General features: G+C 34.7%; 17 protein-coding genes and 1 pseudogene. 13 read left to right on the plus strand and 5 right to left on the minus strand.

The window, feature by feature from the left end; all coding sequences use genetic code 11:
• Window positions 1–3: 3 nt before the first annotated feature.
• Window positions 4–924 (minus strand): PTS mannose/fructose/sorbose transporter subunit IIAB, encoded by a 921-nt coding sequence (locus tag DW196_RS08975; protein ID WP_118251009.1) that lies wholly within the window; start codon window positions 922–924, stop codon window positions 4–6.
• Between the two features lie 182 nt (window positions 925–1,106).
• Between DW196_RS08975 and DW196_RS08980 the strand changes: the two genes are divergently transcribed.
• Window positions 1,107–1,814 (plus strand): GntR family transcriptional regulator, encoded by a 708-nt coding sequence (locus DW196_RS08980; protein WP_118251010.1) that lies wholly within the window; start codon window positions 1,107–1,109, stop codon window positions 1,812–1,814.
• Between the two features lie 19 nt (window positions 1,815–1,833).
• Here DW196_RS08980 and DW196_RS08985 read toward each other — a convergent pair whose 3' ends face one another.
• Together DW196_RS08985 and DW196_RS08990 are read right to left on the minus strand one after the other, a co-directional pair.
• On the minus strand, window positions 1,834–3,612 hold the full coding sequence (locus DW196_RS08985; RefSeq protein ID WP_118251011.1) for a beta-galactosidase family protein: 1,779 nt from the start codon (window positions 3,610–3,612) through the stop codon (window positions 1,834–1,836).
• A 13-nt stretch (window positions 3,613–3,625) separates the two neighbouring features.
• Window positions 3,626–4,780: a glycoside hydrolase family 88 protein gene (locus DW196_RS08990; protein WP_118251012.1), complete on the minus strand. Its 1,155-nt coding sequence runs from the start codon at window positions 4,778–4,780 to the stop codon at window positions 3,626–3,628.
• 172 nt (window positions 4,781–4,952) lie between these two features.
• Here DW196_RS08990 and DW196_RS08995 point away from each other — a divergent pair, with 172 nt between their 5' ends.
• From DW196_RS08995 to gshAB, 12 genes and pseudogenes are all read left to right on the plus strand, one after another.
• The gene (locus tag DW196_RS08995; RefSeq protein ID WP_118251013.1) at window positions 4,953–5,675 is read left to right on the plus strand and encodes a GntR family transcriptional regulator; all 723 of its coding nucleotides are present in this window, start codon (window positions 4,953–4,955) and stop codon (window positions 5,673–5,675) included.
• A 19-nt stretch (window positions 5,676–5,694) separates the two neighbouring features.
• Complete coding sequence (locus tag DW196_RS09000) at window positions 5,695–6,855, plus strand: SIS domain-containing protein (RefSeq protein ID WP_118251014.1); 1,161 nt, start codon at window positions 5,695–5,697, stop codon at window positions 6,853–6,855.
• Between the two features lie 21 nt (window positions 6,856–6,876).
• Window positions 6,877–7,869, plus strand: coding sequence for a tagatose-bisphosphate aldolase (lacD, locus tag DW196_RS09005; protein ID WP_118251015.1), 993 nt, complete (start codon window positions 6,877–6,879; stop codon window positions 7,867–7,869).
• An 11-nt stretch (window positions 7,870–7,880) separates the two neighbouring features.
• Window positions 7,881–8,816: a hexose kinase gene (locus tag DW196_RS09010; protein WP_118251016.1), complete on the plus strand. Its 936-nt coding sequence runs from the start codon at window positions 7,881–7,883 to the stop codon at window positions 8,814–8,816.
• Window positions 8,817–9,063: 247 nt separating this feature from the next.
• Window positions 9,064–10,575, plus strand: a complete 1,512-nt coding sequence (locus tag DW196_RS09015; RefSeq protein WP_118251017.1) for a phosphomannomutase/phosphoglucomutase — start codon at window positions 9,064–9,066, stop codon at window positions 10,573–10,575.
• Between the two features lie 86 nt (window positions 10,576–10,661).
• Window positions 10,662–11,144 carry an arginine repressor gene (locus DW196_RS09020; protein WP_118251018.1) on the plus strand — a complete coding sequence of 161 codons (483 nt, stop codon included), beginning with the start codon at window positions 10,662–10,664 and terminating at the stop codon, window positions 11,142–11,144.
• Between the two features lie 105 nt (window positions 11,145–11,249).
• Window positions 11,250–12,123: pseudogene (locus DW196_RS09025) on the plus strand (ornithine carbamoyltransferase).
• Between the two features lie 226 nt (window positions 12,124–12,349).
• The gene (argS, locus tag DW196_RS09030; RefSeq protein ID WP_118251019.1) at window positions 12,350–14,044 is read left to right on the plus strand and encodes an arginine--tRNA ligase; all 1,695 of its coding nucleotides are present in this window, start codon (window positions 12,350–12,352) and stop codon (window positions 14,042–14,044) included.
• Between the two features lie 103 nt (window positions 14,045–14,147).
• The gene (locus DW196_RS09035) at window positions 14,148–14,900 is read left to right on the plus strand and encodes a DeoR/GlpR family DNA-binding transcription regulator (RefSeq protein ID WP_071456096.1); all 753 of its coding nucleotides are present in this window, start codon (window positions 14,148–14,150) and stop codon (window positions 14,898–14,900) included.
• A complete protein-coding gene (gene pfkB, locus DW196_RS09040) occupies window positions 14,897–15,817 on the plus strand; it encodes a 1-phosphofructokinase (protein WP_118251020.1) in 921 nt (306 codons plus the stop codon). The genes DW196_RS09035 and pfkB overlap by 4 nt, the downstream gene beginning before the upstream one ends.
• 11 nt (window positions 15,818–15,828) lie before the next feature.
• Window positions 15,829–17,775 carry a fructose-specific PTS transporter subunit EIIC gene (locus tag DW196_RS09045; protein WP_118251021.1) on the plus strand — a complete coding sequence of 649 codons (1,947 nt, stop codon included), beginning with the start codon at window positions 15,829–15,831 and terminating at the stop codon, window positions 17,773–17,775.
• A 125-nt stretch (window positions 17,776–17,900) separates the two neighbouring features.
• Window positions 17,901–20,183, plus strand: coding sequence for a bifunctional glutamate--cysteine ligase GshA/glutathione synthetase GshB (gene gshAB / locus DW196_RS09050; RefSeq protein WP_118251022.1), 2,283 nt, complete (start codon window positions 17,901–17,903; stop codon window positions 20,181–20,183).
• Between the two features lie 115 nt (window positions 20,184–20,298).
• Here the strand turns inward: gshAB and DW196_RS11770 are convergent, their stop codons facing one another.
• The gene (locus DW196_RS11770; RefSeq protein WP_118251023.1) at window positions 20,299–20,409 is read right to left on the minus strand and encodes a transposase; all 111 of its coding nucleotides are present in this window, start codon (window positions 20,407–20,409) and stop codon (window positions 20,299–20,301) included.
• A gap of 123 nt (window positions 20,410–20,532) precedes the next feature.
• Window positions 20,533–20,982 carry a transposase gene (locus tag DW196_RS09060; protein ID WP_255415119.1) on the minus strand — a complete coding sequence of 150 codons (450 nt, stop codon included), beginning with the start codon at window positions 20,980–20,982 and terminating at the stop codon, window positions 20,533–20,535.
• Window positions 20,983–21,067 lie beyond the last annotated feature (85 nt).

Here is a 21,067-nt window from a genome sequence, read left to right on the forward strand (position 1 = left end):
TTTTTAACGATCTAATTTTTCCATAAAATTAATGATTGGATCATTTGGTACTAATTGAGCAGTGATGTCAACTCCGTGTTCAGCAATTTTGTGAAATACTACTTCTTCATCTTTAGTGACTTTAATACTTTTAGTGACTTCACGTGCCCCGTTTTTATGACTCATATTACCAACGTTAATGCGATTAATGTTGCCGCCTTCTTCAATAAATTTTAAGACGTCAGTAGGGTTTTTGAATAATATGAACAAACGTTGTTTACCATATTTTCCAGAATTGATATTTTTTACAGCATTCTTGATGGTTAAAACTGATAAACGCATAGATGTTGGAGCTGCCATACGAAGAGATGATTTTTGTAACGGGTCTGTTGCCGCCTCATTGTTAATAACAATGATTCGTTGTGTATTTAAGCTAGTTGACCAAATTCCTGCAACTTGTCCGTGAATCAATCGCTCATCAATACGAATGTTGACAATATTTTCCTTTCCTTTGAACTCAGCATATTTGTCTAAATCAATGTCATTTCCCTCACCGATATGAGTGCTTTGTTCAAGTTGGTTTTTAACATTTACAACACTTTGTTTAGCGCTTCTAATTAGATCCTTCGTTGTCGCTTGCGTATTGAGTGTGGCTTCTACAACTAAAGGAAGTGACATACCTGCGATGATATCAACATCATCATCTTCTGAATATTGAGTCAGAGCAACATTACAAGGTGTTCCACCAAGTAAATCTGCGATAATTAGTTTTTTACCATTTAGTTTGGATATGATTTTTAATAAATCGCTTTCAAATTGTTTGTCATCACCATCCTCTTTTAATGAGACAACATGAACCGATTTTTGTTTTCCCGTAATCATTTCTAAACTATGTTTGACTCCTTTGGCCATATCACCATGACTGACTAAAATGATATCTTTCAATTGAATCCCTCCTGTTTAACTTCAAGTTAACAACTTAACATGTTAGGTTTTTACAACATAAATATATCATTAGTTAAACAATGTGTAAACACTTTCTTTATTTATTTTATAGAAAAAATGATGTATATTATTATTAATAACTTAATATGTTATGGAAATGTTTATAGAAAGGGGTTGAAATGATGATTCCAAAGTATCAACAAATTAAAAATGATTTATTAGAAGAAATAAGAAATCATGTGTTTGTGCCAGGGGATAAGTTTTATTCCGAGGCGGATATTAAAAAACGTTATTCTGTTAGTTCGATTACAGCAGTCAAAGCATTGAATGAGCTAACATCTATGGGGTATTTATACCGGATACAAGGTAAGGGGACATTTGTGTCGAAAGCTAAGATATCTAAAACAGTTCGTTTTTCTGATATTGAAAACCATTCATTAGATACTGAAAAAATAGATGTTTTATCTGTAACAAAAGAGAATCAACCAGATGTATTGAAAAAACTAAAGCTATCTAAAAATGATAGTTATTATAAAATTGTACGAGTGCGTTCATCTGAAGGAATTCCATTTATTTTAAATATCACACATTTACCAAAAAAATTAATGAAAGAGCCTATCAGTACAAATTTATCCGAGTATCAAAGTATTTATGATCGAGTGCGAAAAGATTTTGGGATAGACTTATTTACACAGTCATCGGTTGAAACAAATGAGATTGTATTTCCTGAAGATGCGTTTATTACTAATGCATTAGAACTAAGCTTTAGAGAACCGGCTGTTCTTCAAGAAAAACAAACATTTTTACCAGATAATAGTGTGGCAGAGTATATCATTAGTTACAAACATTGGAAGTCATTTAAAACAAAAATAGAAGTCGAGGCAGAATAACTGCTTTGACTTCTATTTTTTATACATACACTGGTGTATCTGAAAATGTCACATTAGTGATGTGTTTACCTTCTGTTTCGAAAATAATAATATCATTTTCTCCAACATTAAGAAATTCTTTCGGACAATACAGTGAAAGATGAGGTCCTTTATCCCAGTAACGACCTAAATTGATGCCATTAACAATGACAACTCCTTTTCCATACGCGGAACAATCGATATAAGTATCCTTTACATTTTCTAAATTAAAGGTTGATTGATAAAATGAAGGATGAGAAGGGTTTGCTTCTTTGTCAAAATCAATCGCATCTAGTTGTTCTTTGGATAATGTTAACGGGTAGTGCTTAAATCCTTGATGGAAGTGGATATCATACATCACACCACCACGAATTCCTTTCATTTGTGTTGGATTATTTAGTTTGTAACCATAATTAACACGACCTAGATTTTCAACTAATATATCCATATGAATGGTATCTGAATCAGGATTTCCTTGTAGCATGAGTTCTTCTCCGTTTGTTTCCTGATATTGAGTGGCTACTAGTGATTCATCAGCATATATTTTAAGACGATCACTAGCTTCGATAATCTTAAATTTATTTTCATGATGATAATTCTTTAACTCGAAATCATAAAGCAAGTACCCGTATCCTGAGCTAGCTTGTTCCATCGTTAAAGGATATGAAGAGTAAGTCAACTCTACTACGTCGTCTTTTGTATGGAAAAGAGACACACTCTTGTCAATAGGAAATGAGCCTAAATTACCTAGCTCTTTCACACGAGGCTCAGCTTGCCAAACATCAGGACAAACCTTTTTGATTGCTTTTTGTACAAGGTAATATTTTTCAGTTGGTTGACCACTTTCGTTAAGTAGTGCATCATAATCATAGCTAGTCACTTGTGGTAAATCAGTATTTCCGCGAGCAGAACAACCGTTGTAAAAGCCAAAGTTAGTGCCACCATGGAACATATAAAGATTAATAGACCCCACGCTCAGCATGTCTTCAACCTCATCAGCTAAGTCTTGTGGGTCGCGTTTAATAATGTCATTTCCCCAACGATTGAACCAACCGTCCCAATACTCCATAGAAATAATGGGCCATTTTTTATTGTGTCCAGTCATAAAATCTTTTAAAACAGCAGCATTCTTCAGCGATTGGCTACCAAAATTTCCTGCGACAAAGACATCTTCATCAATTAATGAACCAGCATCTAAAACTTCTGTCCATGATCCGTCAGAAGTAAATAAAGGTATATCAATTCCATAACTTTCCACTATTTTTTTTGTAGCTAATAAGTATTCTTTTTCCATGCCGTAAGATCCATATTCGTTTTCAATCTGCATCATAATGACGGGGCCACCTTGAGTAACTTGTAGTGGTCGAAGTTTTGGTAATAATTCATGATAATAATTTTCTACTTTTTCCATGAAAATTTTGTCAGTCGAACGTAATCGAATTAATCCATCTTTTAATAGCCAAGCTGGTAAGCCACCAAATTCCCATTCAGCACAAATATAGACAGATGGACGCAATATCACATATAGCCCCATTTCTTGAGCCAATTTAACAAATGCGACGACATCTTTCATACCGTTAAAGTCAAATGTTCCTTCGATCGGTTCGTGAATGTTCCAAGGGATATAAGTTTCAACAGTATTTGCACCAAGGGCTTTTAGGTTGTATAAGCTATCTTCCCATTGATTTTGTGTCATACGAAAATAATGAATAGCCCCACTAATAATCTTTATAGGCTTTCCATCTAATAAAAAATCTTCTTTGATTTCAAAAGTTTGCATTATATTTCCTCCTTTACCAGTATTTCTCCCAGTTAGGGTTTGCTAAGCTCATGAGTGCTTCTAAGTAAAAATAATCTCCCCACAAGTTTGGTTCATCGACACCTTTTCCTTCTTTATGAGAATAAACACCATGGAGTAACAGTCCTTCATTATCCGGCTCGTTTTTTGATGTATAGTCTTCTCCTAATTTGTAAACCATTCCTTTAGCTAATTCTTTAGCATGAGGGTAGGCGTTTTGTTTGTCGGATTCAAGTAGTCCGGTTGCAGCAATCGCAAGAGAGGAGCTATCTTTGTCAGAAGGTTTGTCGTCTGTAAAATCATAGTCCCAATAAGGTACCAAATCTTCTGGTAACCCATCAATAAATACATCCACAATAGGTTGATAAATCGAAGGGAATTCTTGAGAAGGGTCTAGTCTTTCGAATAAAGGAATCCCTAAAATAGCCCAACTTTGTCCACGAGCCCAGATAGAGTCATCTGCATTTCCTTGTCTAGTGGCACCGTATGTTGGCAAGCCTGTTTCTATATCAAAATAAAATGTATGATAAGTAGAATAACTTGGTCGTACCACAGTGTTCAACAGTGTTTTATAATGAGCTTCAGCAATTTGTTTATACGTGGTGTTCCCTGATAAACGATAAGCTTCAATGAGGAGAGGTAGGTTTAGTAGTGAGTCGATAATGAGTCGATATTCATCAGGGTCTCCATATTTACCCCAAGCTTGTATAAAGCCACCTTTTTTGTGATAGCGAGCAGATAACACATCAGCAGCTTGAAGTAACTGTTTTTTGTAATGTTCATTCTGAGTTATTTTGTATCCAGCGCCAGTCGATAAACTGTATAAAAATCCAATATCATGGTGATCCAAAATAAAATGGTCATCTAGTCTTTTTTGAAAATTATCGATATTTTTTTGTGCCAAGTTTTTGTATTTGTCATCATGTGTCCATTCGTAAGTCATCCACAACATGCCTGTCCAAAAACCATTCGTCCAATCGTCATTTTCTTTAATTCGATAAACGCCATTTGTTGCACAGGCTGATGGGAATTTCTCGCCATATCGTACTATATTTTGTTCAATTTTTTTTACACACCAGTTAATTTGTTCTGTAAGCCATTCGTTTGTCACATTTTTACCTAGTGACATCAATGCTTGTTTGTTATCCATTACATCACCCCTATATGTTAACATGTTAAGTCACTGCCATTGTACAATAAATAATAATGAAAATAAAGCGTTATCTGAACTAAGGTATCCAGCCTTGACATTTAATAACAAATAATTGATAATATAAGTGGTTACTACCAGTTGGTATTAAAAGTGGTATTAGGAGGGGAACATGGAAAATAAGAAGCAACCATTATATGGTCAACTAGTTGATGAATTAAAAGAATCTATTGAAAAAGAACATCAAGCGCATGATTTATTACCATCAGAAAGAGAGTTAGCAGAGATTCACGGTGTTAGTCGAACAACCGTTAGATTAGCTTTACAAGAATTGGAAAATTTAGGGTTTATCTATAAAAAACATGGTAAAGGAACGTTTGTTTCTGGTGTATCAGATAGCATTTTAAACCTAACAGGAGCCTACAGTTTTACAGAACAAATGAAGTCTTTAGGAAAAGAACCCTCAACCAAAATTTTAGAATTTTTAGTTGTTGAAAGTAATAACTATTTAAGTGAACAACTGGGAGTACATAAGGGAAGTCAGTTAATTAAAATTAAACGATTAAGATTAGCCGATGGGGAGCCAATGATGTTAGAAAGAACGTATTTACCATACAAACGTTTTGAAGGGTTAACAAGTGAGATGTTGGAAGAAAAGCCAATGTATGATGTGTTTTATGACACATATAATCAACGAATAAAATACGCAGAAGAAGAATTTTATGCCAGCATTGTGAGTGATAAAGATGCCGAATACATTGAAGTCCCAATAGGTTCAGCTGCCTTAAACTTAGTCAGAAAAACAGTGAATCAAGAAAATGAAATCATTGAATACACATTAAGTGTGGCAAGAGCCGATCAATTTAGATACAAAGTATTACACCATAAAAATTAAATAATAAGGAGTGCTTTACATGTTAGATGGGACCAACCAACAGTTAGAAGAGATAGGTGCAGTGATTACTACAAATGAAATTAAGCAACAACCAGAATTATGGAATGAAACACTTAAAATTTTTAATTCTCATAAAGAAAGTTTAATGGCTTTTTTAGAAGGGTTTAAAAAAGAAACAACTGAAAAAATTCGTGTGATTTTTACAGGAGCAGGAACGTCTGCATACGTGGGAGATGTTGTTAAACCACATTTAACACGTTATGGGAATACATCTGATTTTATTTTCGAAGCTATCCCAACAACTGATATCGTGTCAGCGCCTTTAAATTATTTTAAAGAAGATTCTCCAACGTTACTTGTGTCTTTTGCAAGAAGTGGGAATAGTCCTGAAAGTGCCGCGACGATAGATTTAGCCAATCAAGTTGTAAAAAATGTGAAGCATTTGATTATTAGTTGTGCTCCTGAGGGAAAACTTGCAGTTAATGCTAAAGATGATAAAAATTCTTTTGTTATGTTAATGCCAACTCGTTCGAATGATCAAGGGTTTGCTATGACAGGAAGTTTTTCTTGTATGACCTTGGCTGCTTTATTAATCTTTGATTTGGTTCACATTGATCACGAACTGATTGTATCAACGATGGTAAATATGGGGAAACAAGTGGTCACAATGGAAGATACGCTGTCTAATGTTGTAGCGCAAGATTTCAATCGAGTGGTTTATTTAGGATCTGAGAGTCTATCAGGCTTAACAAGAGAAGCTCAGTTGAAATTACTAGAATTAACAGCAGGAAAAATCGCGACAGTCTTTGATTCTTCATTAGGGTTTAGACACGGACCTAAATCATTTGTGGATGATAAAACATTAGTATTTGGGTTCATTAGCAATGACACATACACTAGTCAGTATGATGTGGATATTTTGGAAGAAATTAATGGAAACGCTATATCAGTCGAAACAATTGCTTTATCACAAAATAAAACACAATATAGCGGAAAAAATATATCGCTCACAAATGATTATCAATTGGCAGACGGATTTTTAGCGTTGCCTTTAGTGATGATTGCACAAATCATTGCCTTATTAACATCAGTGAAAGTTAAGAATAAACCAGACACACCATCACCCACAGGAACAGTTAATCGCGTTGTTCAAGGTGTTACGATTCATCCATTTAACTAATACGAAAGAGGGATTATCATCATGAAAAAAATCAGTGAAAACAAATTAGCGCGTATGACTCATTTATCGACAAAAGACGGCATCATCGCGGCTCTTGCTATTGACCAACGTGGGGCATTGAAACGTATGTTGTCAGAACAAGGATTTAATGGAGATGTTGAAAAGGCGATTGTCGAATTTAAAGAACTTATTTCTGAATATTTAACCCCTTATTCTTCTTCGATTTTATTAGATCCAGAATACGGTTTGCCTGCTTCAAAAGTAAAAGTAGATGATGCAGGATTGTTATTAGCTTATGAAAAAACAGGATATGATGCGACTGAACCAGGGCGTTTCCCTGATTTATTGCCTGAATGGTCAGCACTTAGATTGAAAGAAGCAGGTGCAGATGCGGTGAAATTCTTGCTTTATTATGATGTGGATGAGTCTGATGAGATTAATGAGCGTAAACAAGCATTCGTTGAACGTATCGGGTCAGAATGCGTGGCTGAAGATATGCCATTTTATCTTGAAGTATTAACTTATGACGCTCTGATAGATGATGCAAAAGGAAAAGATTACGCCAAAGTTAAACCACATAAAGTCAATGAGATGATGAAAGAATTCTCAAAAGACCGTTATCAAGTGGATGTATTAAAAGTAGAAGTGCCAGTGAACATGAACTATGTGGAAGAATTCGCTAAAGAGGCAACTGATGTAGTATATACAAAAGAAGAAGCGTTAAACTATTTCAAAGAACAAAGTGACAGCACACACTTGCCGTTTATCTTTTTAAGTGCAGGCGTGAGTGCGAAATTATTCCAAGACACGTTGTATTTTGCAAAAGAGGTAGAGTCAACATTTAATGGGGTTCTGTGTGGCCGTGCAACATGGAAAGACAGTGTCGAAGTATTTGTCAAAGAAGGAAAAAAAGCCGCTATTGAGTGGTTAAACACACAAGGTAAACAAAATATGGATGAGCTAAATGAGGCTCTAAATGCGACAGCTTCATCTTGGCATAATAAATTAGCGTAGTAGGTGAAAAAATGATTGTATCAGTAACAATGAATCCGTCCGTTGATATTTCTTATCCATTAAGTACATTGGTACTTGACGATATCAATCGTTGCGATAAGGTAAGAAAAACAGCGGGTGGTAAAGGATTAAATGTGACACGAGTGATTCATCAAATGGAAGCAGAAGTTATTAGTACTGGACTGTTAGGTGGCGTGTTGGGTGAGTTTATTCGAGAGAACCTATCGAGTGAAGGGATTAAGCATGACTTTTCCAATATACAAGGTGACACACGAAATTGTATTGCGATATTGCATGATAACTATCAACAAACAGAGATTCTAGAAGCAGGCCCAACTATTTCAACTGAGGAACTGACATTATTTGAAGAAACATTTTTGACATTGGCAACTTCTAGTGATGTTGCCACATTATCCGGCAGTTTACCAAAAGGGGTATCAAAGGATTATTACAGTCGCTTATTGTCATTGTTATCTAATACAGATATAAAGGTTATCCTCGATACATCAGGAGAAAGTTTAAAAAGTGCTTTAGAATCGCCTGTTAAACCTTATGCGATTAAACCTAATAGTGATGAGTTGCAAGCCTTATTAGGGGAAGAAGTATCAGCTGATTATACTAATTTGTCAGACATTCTAAGCCATTCATTATTTGATGGTGTGCCATTAATCATGGTGTCATTAGGTAAAGATGGTGCATTTGCAAAGTTTGATGAGTCGTTTTACCGAGTAGAGATTCCTAGTATCCCAGTAAAAAACCCTGTGGGAAGTGGGGATTCAACTGTGGCAGGGTTAGCAATTGGTTTATCAAAGCGGAAATCAATTGAGGACGTTCTGAAATATGCGATGACATTAGGTATGTTGAATGCAATGGAAGACACAACGGGATGTGTTGATAAAACTAAATTTGATGATTTATTTAATCAAGTCAATGTCTATAAATTATAATGTTATATCAAAAGATGTGAATGTATAAAAATAATTACAAATAAGCAACAAAAAACCGTCCGCTTTTGTTGCTTATTTGTTTGTCTTTAAAAGATTTGACTAAGGGGTTGGACTTGATTGTGAAAGAAATTAAAGCCCTTTAAAATTTTTAAGAGATGTCGTTTATTACGTCATTTTGATGATATAATGTTGTAAATAGGTAGAGTAGATATGTAAAACTTACTTTATCGTAAATAGGAGGGTGTTTATGACAGACTTGAATCAATTACAAAATGGATCTGACATACGTGGGATTGCCATTACAGCAGAAGGATATACAGCAAATCTTGAACAACAACAGGTGGAGAGAATCGCTAAAGGGATTATCACTTGGTTGAAACAGGAAAAAGGTGTCACACATACACCGATTACCATCGCGATTGGTCAAGATAGTCGTTTATCAGGTGAGTCAATCAAACAATGGTTAATTGATGCGTTTATGACTGAAGATATTCACGTGATTGATGTTGGTCTATCTACAACACCAGCAATGTTTATGGCAACACAATTTCCAGAATTTAATGCCGATTGTGGCATCATGATTACAGCTAGCCATTTACCATTTTACTATAATGGTATTAAGTTATTTACTAAAGATGGTGGAGCAGAGCATGAAGGTATTGAGTTTATTTTAGAACATGCCCCAGAAACGTTTGAAAAAACAAACGTTGTAGGCCATGTAGAAGAAAAAGAAGTGTTATCAGCTTACTCTAAAGATTTAGTTGATAAAATTATTGCCCAAACGCAAAGTGATAAACCGCTTGAAGGGTTTAAAATCGTGCTAGATGCTGGAAATGGAGCAGGTGGATTTTTTGCCGAGAAGGTATTAGAAACACTAGGGGCAGATACAACTGGAAGCCAATTTTTAGATCCTGATGGTCATTTTCCAAATCATATTCCTAATCCTGACAATAAAGAAGCAATGGCAAGTATTAAAGAAGCCGTATTAGCAAACCATGCTGATTTAGGGATGATTTTTGATACTGATGTGGACCGTGCTGCTGTAGTGGACAAATCAGGTGAAGTCATTAACCGAAATAATCTGATAGCGGTATTAGCAACGATTATGTTAAATGACTATCCGGGAGCAACGATTGTGACGAATTCTCCTACATCAAGTCACTTAAAAACATTTATTGAAGGTTTAAATGGAAAACAAGTGCGCTACCTTTGTGGGTATCGTAATGTGATAAATAAAGGGATTGAGCTAAACTCACAAGGGATTGATGTGCCATTATCAATCGAAACAAGTGGACATGCTGCGTTTAAAGAGAACTACTTTTTAGATGACGGGGCATATGTGGTAGCTAAAATATTAATGTTACTACCAAAATTAAAACAACAAAATTTAGAATTAAGTGATTTAATCGCTGACTTAAAACAACCAGCTGAAACAACTGAAGTACGTTTCAAAATAAGTGGAGCAGATTATAAATTATTAGGTGAATCAATCATTGATGCGATGCATGATTTAGTGGCAGAAACACCAGGATTTATCATTGATATGGACAATGAAGAAGGCATTCGTACGACAGTTTTTGATCACTTTGGTCAAGGATGGTTTTTACTAAGAATGAGTTTGCATGAGCCATTACTCGTTCTTCAAGTAGAAAATGATGTCGATGGTAAAAATAAAGTAGTATTAGAAACATTACTATCATTTTTCTCTCGTTACGATTTTTTAAATACAGACCAATTAAACAAAGAACTTGAGGGGTAAGTCACTATCTAGTAGGATAGATGACGTATAAAGGTAAGTTCTTACTATAATTTATACGTCAAAGCCTGATAGTAAGGAGAGTTAACGTGAATAAAGAGACACGACAATCTATTTTAAAAAAAGTAATATCAGAGAATAACATTGAAAATCAATCTGAATTGATTAAATGTCTAGAAAAAGAAAATGTCCGTACAACTCAGTCAACTATATCAAGAGATATGCGTGAGTTAAATATTATAAAAAGTCATAATTCTAGTGGTCGGTCGTATTATCGTATTTTGGATGATTATACGTCTACAGAAAAGAAATTGACAGATGAAGAACGTTTGAAAAATGTCATCAAAGAAACAGGTGTATCATTGGTTCAAATTGAATTTATCAATGTGTTGACAGTGTTACCTGGTAATGGTCAACTGTTAGGTGTATTGATTGATAGTTTTAGACAGTCGTTTTCTGAGATAGTTGCATGTGTTGCGGGAGATGACACGATTTTAATATTATCAAAATCAAAAGAAGATGCTGAAATCGTGAATGATTACTTCAAACAGTTTGTATCAGAGAAAAAATAATAGTAAACATAATCCACTTTGTAACAGAGTTTAAGTTGTTTCAAAGTGGATTCTTATATAATTGACGTATGTTAAAACTCAGATTAATGAAAAGGGGAGATAGCAATGAGTTTATCTTTATTTCAAGGTCGTAGTTTCTTAGCAGAAAAGGATTTTACCAAAGAAGAATTAGAATATCTGATTGATTTTAGTATTCATTTAAAACAATTAAAGAAACAAAATATTCCACACCGTTATTTGGAAGGAAAAAATATTGCCTTGTTATTTGAAAAAACATCTACTAGAACCAGAGCAGCATTTACAACAGCTGCGATTGATTTAGGAGCACACCCAGAGTAATGATATTCAACTTGGTAAAAAAGAATCAGTGGAAGACACAGCAATTGTATTGGGGAGTATGTTTGACGGGATTGAATTTCGTGGTTTTAGCCAAGAAATTGTGGAAGATTTAGCGAAATATTCTGGTGTCCCGGTTTGGAATGGCTTGACTGATGAGTGGCATCCAACACAGATGATTGCCGATTTTATGACAATAAAAGAAAATTTTGGGTTTAACACGTGACCGTGCTGGATATGAAGTACGTGACGTGCATTACTGATTACCGATGATGTAGCCAAAGCTGTGCGTGGTGCAAATGTTTTATATACAGATGTCTGGGTTTCTATGGGTGAGGAAGATAAGTTCAAAGAACGCGTAGAGCTATTGATGCCATATCAAATCAACAGGGACATGATTGAAAAAACAGGTAATGCTAATGGTGATTTAATTGTGCTGCATTGTTTACCAGCTTTTCATGATATAAAAACTGAGTATGGTCAGATGATTTCTGATACATTTGGTATCACAGAGATGGAGATAACAGATGATATTTTTAGAAGCGAATATGGCCGTCAATTTGAAGAAGCAGAAAACCGCATGCACTCGATTAAAGCTATTATGGCTGCTACTTTAGGTAATTTATTTATACCAAAAGTTTGATAACGACAGAATAAAGAATAGAATTGATTTTTTAGTTAGATTTTTAAGGTAATTCTTGCTATAATAAACCCGATATGGATAATGTTCATGGAGTAATAGTGATTACTATAAAGAAATGATAAGTTTCAAAAATAAGGCTTCATTTATGACTATTTATGTCGTCTCCTGTTAAGACACAAACTTAATAGGATGACGTTTTTTTATTAATACGAGGAGGATTCACTTTATGAATTTTAAAGAGATGATTGCTAAAGACTTAGCAGCAGTATTGGGTGAACAATTAAGCTATGAGGATATTTTAAATCTGATTGAAAAACCAAAAGCAAGTGATCATGGAGACTATTCTTTCCCAGTGTTTTCTTTGTCTAAAATCCAAAGAAAAGCACCGAATATGATCGCAGAAGAATTATCAAAAGATATTGATACAACAAATTATGAACAAATCATCCCAATGGGTGGTTACATTAACTTCTTCCTTAAAAAATCTGAAGTTAGTAATGCGGTATTAAACGATGTGGTATCTAAGAAAAATCATTATGGTGACTCAACACTTGGTCAAGGAAAAAATGTTGTGATTGATATGTCTTCACCAAATATTGCCAAACCAATGTCAATGGGACATTTACGCTCAACAGTTATTGGAAATTCATTAGCTGAATTAGCTGACAAAGTGGGTTATACACCGGTTAAAATCAATCACGTTGGTGACTGGGGAACACAATTTGGTAAATTAATTGTGGCTTATAAAAAATGGGGAGACGAAGCAAAAGTCAAAGAAAACCCAATTAGTGAGTTACTTGCTTTATATGTTCATTTCCATGAAGAAGCTGAAAAATACCCTGAACTTGATGATCAAGCACGTGAATGGTTTAAAAAGCTAGAAGATGGTGATACTGAAGCTATCGAATTATGGACATGGTTCCGTGAAGAATCACTAAAAGAATTCCAAAAAGTATATGATATGTTAGGGATTGAGTTTGATTCATATAATGGTGAAGCCTTCTACAATGATAAAATGCAACCAGTTATTGATAGTTTACTTGAGAAAGAATTATTAGTTTCTGATGATGGTGCAGATATTGTAAATCTTGAAAAATATGATTTAAATCCAGCGTTGATTAGAAAATCAGATGGCGCAACACTTTATATTACACGTGATTTAGCGGCAGCTATGTATCGTAAAGAAAATTATGATTTCGACGAATCAATTTATGTTGTAGGAAACGAGCAATCTATTCATTTTAAACAATTAAAAGCTGTTTTAAAAGAGATGGGTTACAAGTGGTCAGATGACATCAAACATATTCCATTTGGCTTGATTACATCAAATGGTAAAAAGTTATCGACACGTAAAGGAAATGTTATTCTGTTGGAAGAAGTGTTGAATGAAGCCATTAATGCAACACAAAACATTATCAATGAAAAGAATCCAACATTAGAAAACAAAGAAGAAGTAGCACATCAAGTGGGTGTTGGGGCAGTTGTGTTCCATGACCTTAAAAATGATCGTCTAAATAATTTTGACTTCAACTTAGACCATATTATCCAGTTTGAAGGAGAAACAGGCCCATACGTCCAATATACTCGTTCAAGATGTGAAAGTATTTTAAGAAAAGCTGATTGGAGCGCTCCAACTAGTGAGGTAAATTACTCACTATCAGATGATGAATCATGGGAAGTTGTGAAAGCTTTATATAATTTCCCAGCTAAAGTACAAGAAGCTTATCGTAAATATGAGCCTTCAGTAGTGGCTAAATACGTGATTGATTTAGCTCAAAAATTTAATAAGTATTATTCAAAAACAAAAATATTAGAAGATAACAGTCAAAAAGATGCACGCCTTGCTTTAGTCTATTCAGTATCCGTGGTACTTAAGGAAGGGTTGCGCTTACTTGGTATTCAATCACCAGATAACATGTAACAGAAAGAAGAGGGAAACCTCTTCTTTTTTTATATAATTTTTGACTGTTTTTGATTGATTTTGACTGTTTGTGATTGTATAATACAGGTATGGAGTGAGAGTTATGTTGACTGAGGAAAGACAAGCAAAAATTTTAGATGAGTTAAAAGCAAAAAAAGTAATTAAAGTTCGTGAGTTGATTGAAGAACTGGGTGTTTCTGAATCGACTATTCGTAGAGATTTGCAAGAATTAGAAGCAGAAGGTTGGCTAGTACGAATTCATGGCGGAGCTAAGTTAACGTTTCGTTTAGAACCGGAATTAACGATGAAAGAAAAATCTTCCAGAAACGTTCAAAAGAAACAAGAAATTGCGCAATATGCTGCATCATTAATAAAAGAAGGTGATGTTGTTTATATTGATGCTGGAACAACAACTTTGGAATTATTATCACTTATAAAAGAAAAAAATGTGTCAATCGTGACAAACTCCGTTCATCATGCGTGTGTTTCGACTGATTTAGGTTTTGATACGATTATAATCGGTGGAAATATTAGAAAGAACACAACAGCATCAGTGAGTCAGTTTGGTGGCGAGCAGTTGAAGCGGTATTTTTTTGATAAGGCTTTCATAGGTGCGAATGGCGTTCACCCAGTTTATGGCTTAACGACAGCTGATCCAGAAGAAGCCATGATGAAGCGTACGGCGGTTCATCAAGCACAACAAGTTTATTTTTTAGTTGATGATACAAAGTTTGATAAACTAAATTTTTCTCAAATCGAGTCAATTGATACAGGGATTATCATAACGAATCAGTTAACAAAGAAACAACGCTCACAGTATCAAGGGGTTGCAACTATAAAGGAGGTAACAAAATGATTTACGCATTAACACTCAATCCAGCAATTGATTATGTCATCAATGTACCTGGATTTGAAGAAGGTAAATTGAACAAAACAACGAAAGAATACAAGTTTCCTGGGGGGAAAGGAATCAACGTATCTAGAGTGTTAGCTCAATTAGGTGTTCAATCAAGAAATCTTGGCTTTATTGGTGGATTTACAGGCACTTTTATTGAAGAACAACTGATTAATCATGGTCTTCAAAATGATTTTATCCATGTGTCAGGGGACACACGTATTAACATTAAGTTAAAAGGTGAAGAAGAAACAGAAATCAATGGTTTAGGTCCATCTATTACGCAAAATGATTTAGACGATTTAACTGTTCAAATTAGTAGTTTAACACCAGAGGATTGGTTGATTTTATCAGGTAGTTTACCAATGGGTGTGCCAAAAGACATCTATGTGACATTATCCAAAATGGCTCACGAACAACATGTTCCATTTGTAGTGGATATTAGTGATGCAAGTTTATTTGATGTTTTAAAATACAAACCATCATTAATTAAACCAAACGAACATGAGTTAGCAGATCTTTATAATGTTGAGTTTAAAACAATTGAAGACATGCTACCTTATGGGGAAAAACTTGTTCAACAAGGTGCTAGAAATGTCATTATTTCAATGGGTGCCAATGGAGCAATTTTATTTAATGAAACAGGTATTTACCGAGCAAAAGGATTAACAGGTACATTAGTTAATTCAGTTGGTTCAGGAGATTCTGTGGTAGCAGGGTTTGTTAGTCAATTAAGTCAAGGTAGTGATGCTGTGACAGCTTTTAAAACAGGAATTGCCTGTGGTAGTGCAACAGCATTTAGTGCAGATTTAGCAACAGAAGACGAAATTAAACACCAATTAGCACGTGTTGAAATTGATGTCATAAAAGAATACTAGGGGGAAGTAAAATGAAAATTAATGACTTATTAGTTAAAGAGTGTATGATTTTAGACCTAAAAGCCACTGATAAAAAAGGTGCTATTACAGAAATGGTCAACAAATTATACGACACAGGTCGCATTGACGACAAAGAAGTATTTGAAGAAGGCATCCTAGCCAGAGAAGCACAAACAACAACAGGTTTAGGTGATGGGATTGCCATGCCTCATGCGAAAAACAAAGCAGTAGTTAAACCAACTGTTTTATTTGCAAGAAGCAAAGAAGGATTAGATTATGAAGCATTAGATGGTCAACCAACTTATCTATTCTTTATGATTGCAGCTCCAGAAGGCGCTAATGACACACATTTACAAGCCTTAGCTAGTTTATCTCGTTTGTTATTAAATCCAGGGATGATTGCTGACTTAAAGGCAGCTAATACAGCAGATGAAGTCTTATCAATCATTGATAAAGCAGAGAAAAAATTAGATGAAGAAGAAAAAGAAGTGGTAGAAGAAGTAGAAGACGCACCATTTGTTGTGGCAGTTACAGCTTGTCCAACAGGTATTGCTCATACTTACATGGCTGAGGATGCATTAAAAAATAAAGCCAAAGAAATGGGCATTAATATTAAAGTTGAAACAAACGGTTCTGAAGGGGTTAAACATAAATTAACTGATGATGACATCGCTCGTGCAGTTGGGGTTATTGTTGCAGCTGATAAAAATGTTGAAATGGCACGTTTTGATGGTAAAAAATTAGTTAACCGTCCAGTAAGTGATGGCATTAAGAAAACAGAGGAATTACTTCGTTTAGCAACTGACGGCAGTGCATCTGTTTACCATAGTTCATCTAATGCAAGTGAATCAGAAGGTGAAGATGCAAATGCTGGTTCAATTGGTGCAAAAATTTACAAAGATTTAATGAATGGTGTTAGTCACATGTTACCGTTTGTTATCGGTGGAGGTATTGCGATTGCCTTAGCATTCTTAATTGACCAAATGCTAGGTGTGCCACAAGACCAATTAAGTCAATTAGGATCATATCACCCGATTGCTGCTTACTTTAAAACAATTGGGGACACTGCTTTTGGTTTTATGTTACCCGTGTTAGCTGGTTTTATTGCATCAAGTATTGCTGATAGACCTGGTTTGATTGTTGGGTTTGCTGCTGGAGCAATGTCAGCAAGTGGGGTTGCTTTTGGACAATTGACAGATACTATTCCATCAGGGTTCTTAGGAGCGTTGGTTGGCGGTTTCTTGGCTGGTTATGTGATTGTATTCTTGAAATTTATCTTCAAAGGATTACCTAAAGCATTAGATGGTATTAAATCTATCCTGTTCTATCCAGTGTTTGGTTTACTAATTACAGGATTCTTGATGTTGTTTGTAAATATTCCAATGTCAGCTATTAATAATGCGCTGAACAATTTTTTAGCAAACCTTTCAGGTGGTAATGCTGCCTTATTAGGTGCGTTACTTGCAAGTATGATGGTTATTGATATGGGTGGTCCAATCAATAAAGCAGCTTACCTATTTGGTACAGGCACACTTGCTGCGACTGTTGAAAGTGGTGGTAGCGTGGTAATGGCATCAGTGATGGCTGGTGGTATGGTTCCACCGTTAGCAATCTTTATTGCGATTATGTTATTTAAAAATCAATTTACTAAAAAAGAACAAGAATCAGCATTACCAAACTTAATCATGGGATTCTCATTTATAACTGAAGGAGCTATTCCATTTGCTGCATCTGACCCATTACGTATGATTCCAAGTTTTGTGATTGGAGCTGCTGTTACAGGTGGTTTAGTTGGGTCATTAGGAATTAAATTAATGGCGCCACATGGTGGTATCTTCGTTATTGCATTAGTAAGTAATCCATTAATGTATCTATTATTCATTATTTTAGGAGCGTTCATTAGTGCCCTTGTTTTAGGAACATTACTTAAGAGAAAACATGCAAAAGCAAATGCTTAATGTTATAGTCAGTCATCACATTTGATGGCTGGCTTTTTTATGTGGGATAAACAAAAAATTATGGTTTCAAAACATAGAATGATATAATATTTCATAGAAATGACAAAGGGAAAAGGTCAATAACAATGAAAAGTTTACAAACATATTTAACAGATGAAAGAATCCAATCCGTTCTTTCTGGTTTTAAAATAGGATTAGAAAAAGAAAGTCAGCGTGTCGATGCTAATGGTGAATTGGCAACAACTGATCATCCGTCTTCTTTAGGAAGTCGTAGTTTTCATCCATACATCCAAACTGATTTTAGTGAAACACAAACTGAATTAATCACTCAAGTGTTTGATACAGATCAAGGTGCCATCGAGCAATTAGAAGCCTTACATGACGTTGTGATGCGTTCGATGGAAGATGGCGAGAGATTGTGGCCAATTAGTATGCCACCTGATTTACCAGAAGATGATCGTGATATTAAAATTGCAAAATTAGAACATCAAGGAGATATTAACTACCGTCGTTACTTAGCGAAAGTCTATGGTAAGAGAAAACAAATGGTGAGTGGTATTCATTATAATTTTGAGTTCTCACATGATTTATTAATGAGTTTGTTCCAATTGCAAACAGATTACACTGACTTTGTGGCGTTTAGAACGGATGTTTACTTAAAAGTATCTCGTCAATATTTACGCTATCGTTGGCTAATTACTTATTTATTTGGTGCAAGTCCGTTTGCTGATAAAAGATATTTTACAGATAAAGAACCAGAACAACCTGTTCGTAGTATTAGAAATAGCGAGTATGGTTATACAAATCGGCCAGAGATTGCTGTGTCCTATCAAACAATTGATCAATATGTATCTGATTTAGAAGAATTAGTAGATAAGGGTGAGTTAATCGAAACGAAAGAATTTTATTCGTCTGTTCGTTTACGCGGCAGTGATAAAGTAGAGGAACTTTTAACTCGTGGTGTAAGTTATATTGAAATTCGAAATATTGACTTAGATCCATTTGAACGTATTGGTATTTCAAAAGAAACATTGAGGTTCTTGCACTTGTTCTTACTAACACTGTTGTTCTTAGATGAAGAATCAACAGATGCGACTCATATGTTAGATTTAGGAACGGAGTATAACAATAAAGTGTCATTAGAGCATCCTTTAGATAAGACCTTTTTACATGAAGAAGGGTCTTGGTTACTAGAAAAAATAACCGAATTAAACAAGCAATTAACGACACCATTTGACTGTACGGAGTTACTTAATGAAATGAAACATGTTATGGATCATCCAACTAAAACATTAGCAGGACAAATGTTAGAATTAATGGCAGAAAAAAGTTGGACAAACGAAGACTTAGGTCGTTATTTTGCTGATTTATATTATGATGAAGCATATGCTAAACCATATCAGTTAGCTGGTTACCGAGACATGGAATTATCAACACAAATTTTTATGTTTGATGCGATACAAAAAGGTGTCAAAGTTGATGTGTTAGATAGAACAGATCAGTTTTTAAAATTATCATTAAACGGGCAAGTCGAGTATGTTAAAAATGCGAATATGACGAGTCGTGATTCTTATGTTGTCCCTCTTATGATGGAGAATAAAACAGTCACTAAAAAAGTATTGGATAAAGCAGGATTCCATGTTCCTTTAGGAAAAGAATTCTCAACAGTAGATGAGGCGCTTATTTCTTATCCGATTTTTAAAGATAGTGCGATTGTTGTAAAACCTAAAACAACGAATTATGGTTTAGGTATTTCTATTTTCAAAGATGGTGCGACAAAGGAAGATTATGATGAAGCGGTTCGAATTGCATTTAGTGAAGACAATAGCATTTTAGTTGAAGAATTTTTACCTGGTACTGAATATCGATTCTTTGTATTAGATGGAAAAACGCGTGCGGTTATGTTGCGAACACCAGCGAATGTCCTTGGTGACGGGGAACATACTGTTGAAGAATTAGTAGCTGAAAAAAATAAAGACAGTTTACGTGGGACACACCATAGAGCGCCTTTAGAAGAAATTCAGTTAGGTGATATTGAACAGTTGATGTTGAAAGAGCAAAAATTAACTAAAGCAAGCATTCCTGAAAAAGATCAACGTGTTTATCTTCGTGAAAACTCCAACGTTAGTACAGGTGGCGATTCACTAGATGTGACAGAAGAGATGAATGAACATTATAAACAGATAGCTGAGTCCGCTGTAGAAGCGTTAGGAGCTAAAATATGTGGTATTGATTTAATTATTCCTGATAGTTCAATCAATGGTAATAAAGAAGATACTCAAACATATGGGATTATTGAAGCCAACTTCAATCCAGCAATGCATATGCATATTTATCCTTATGCCGGTGCAGGACAACGACTCACGATGGATGTGTTGTTGTTATTATATCCAGAATTAAAAAAATAACTACTATCTATTAAGGCTCTATGTCAAATCGTGTTGATGGACAATAATATTGATGAAAAAGTCTCAAAAATGAAATAGAATTAATTGAAGTGAGGGAATAAATTCTCTCGCTTTTTTATTTAACCTGAAAAACTTGATTTTGAAACAAAAAGATACGTCGTTTGAATAGTAGAAAGTTTCGATAGCCATAGGCCACAAGTTTAATCACTTTAATTTTATTGTTAATGCCTTATAAGAAACCATTTGAATAGGAGGATTTAAAGGCATTCATGACTCCTTGGGAGAACTTACCAAATATCTTGAATTTGTCTTTAACATACTTTCGTAATTCAACAGGTATCTTTGAACATCACCCTAAAAATAAGACATAATCGTTGGTTCTATAAGCATACTTCAATTCTTGGATAAAATGATACACTTTTTTTAATAGAGAACTATAAGAAAGTAACTCATCTACCAATTCGGTAGACGACATATTTCTCTTGAATAAAGGACGATAATAAAAGTGTTTATAGTTTAATTCAGAACTGTCCTTTAAAAGGAGTTTCCAATAACGCTTTAATCTTCGATATTGCTTTCCTTCCTCTTGATTGTGGCGTTTTAGCTGATTCATTTCTTTTATTCTTAAGGTATTGAAAGAGCGGTTAATATGTTGAATGGTATGAAATCGATCTGTAACGATTTCGGCGTTTGGAAAGACTGTTTTTAATAGTTGACCGTAACTTGCATTCATGTCCATGACCAAAAATCTTACTTTTAGACGTGATTTTCTGGAATACTTCATAAAGTAAGAAACCAACTTATGTCATCTTTTATCAGGTAAGATATCGATTATTTTTTTAGATGCCGCATCAGCACAAATAAAGCTCATTCCAGCATGACAA

Origin of the sequence: Vagococcus sp. AM17-17, from assembly GCF_003471765.1 — a bacterium.
In the GTDB taxonomy this organism is placed as follows: domain Bacteria; phylum Bacillota; class Bacilli; order Lactobacillales; family Vagococcaceae; genus Vagococcus; species Vagococcus teuberi.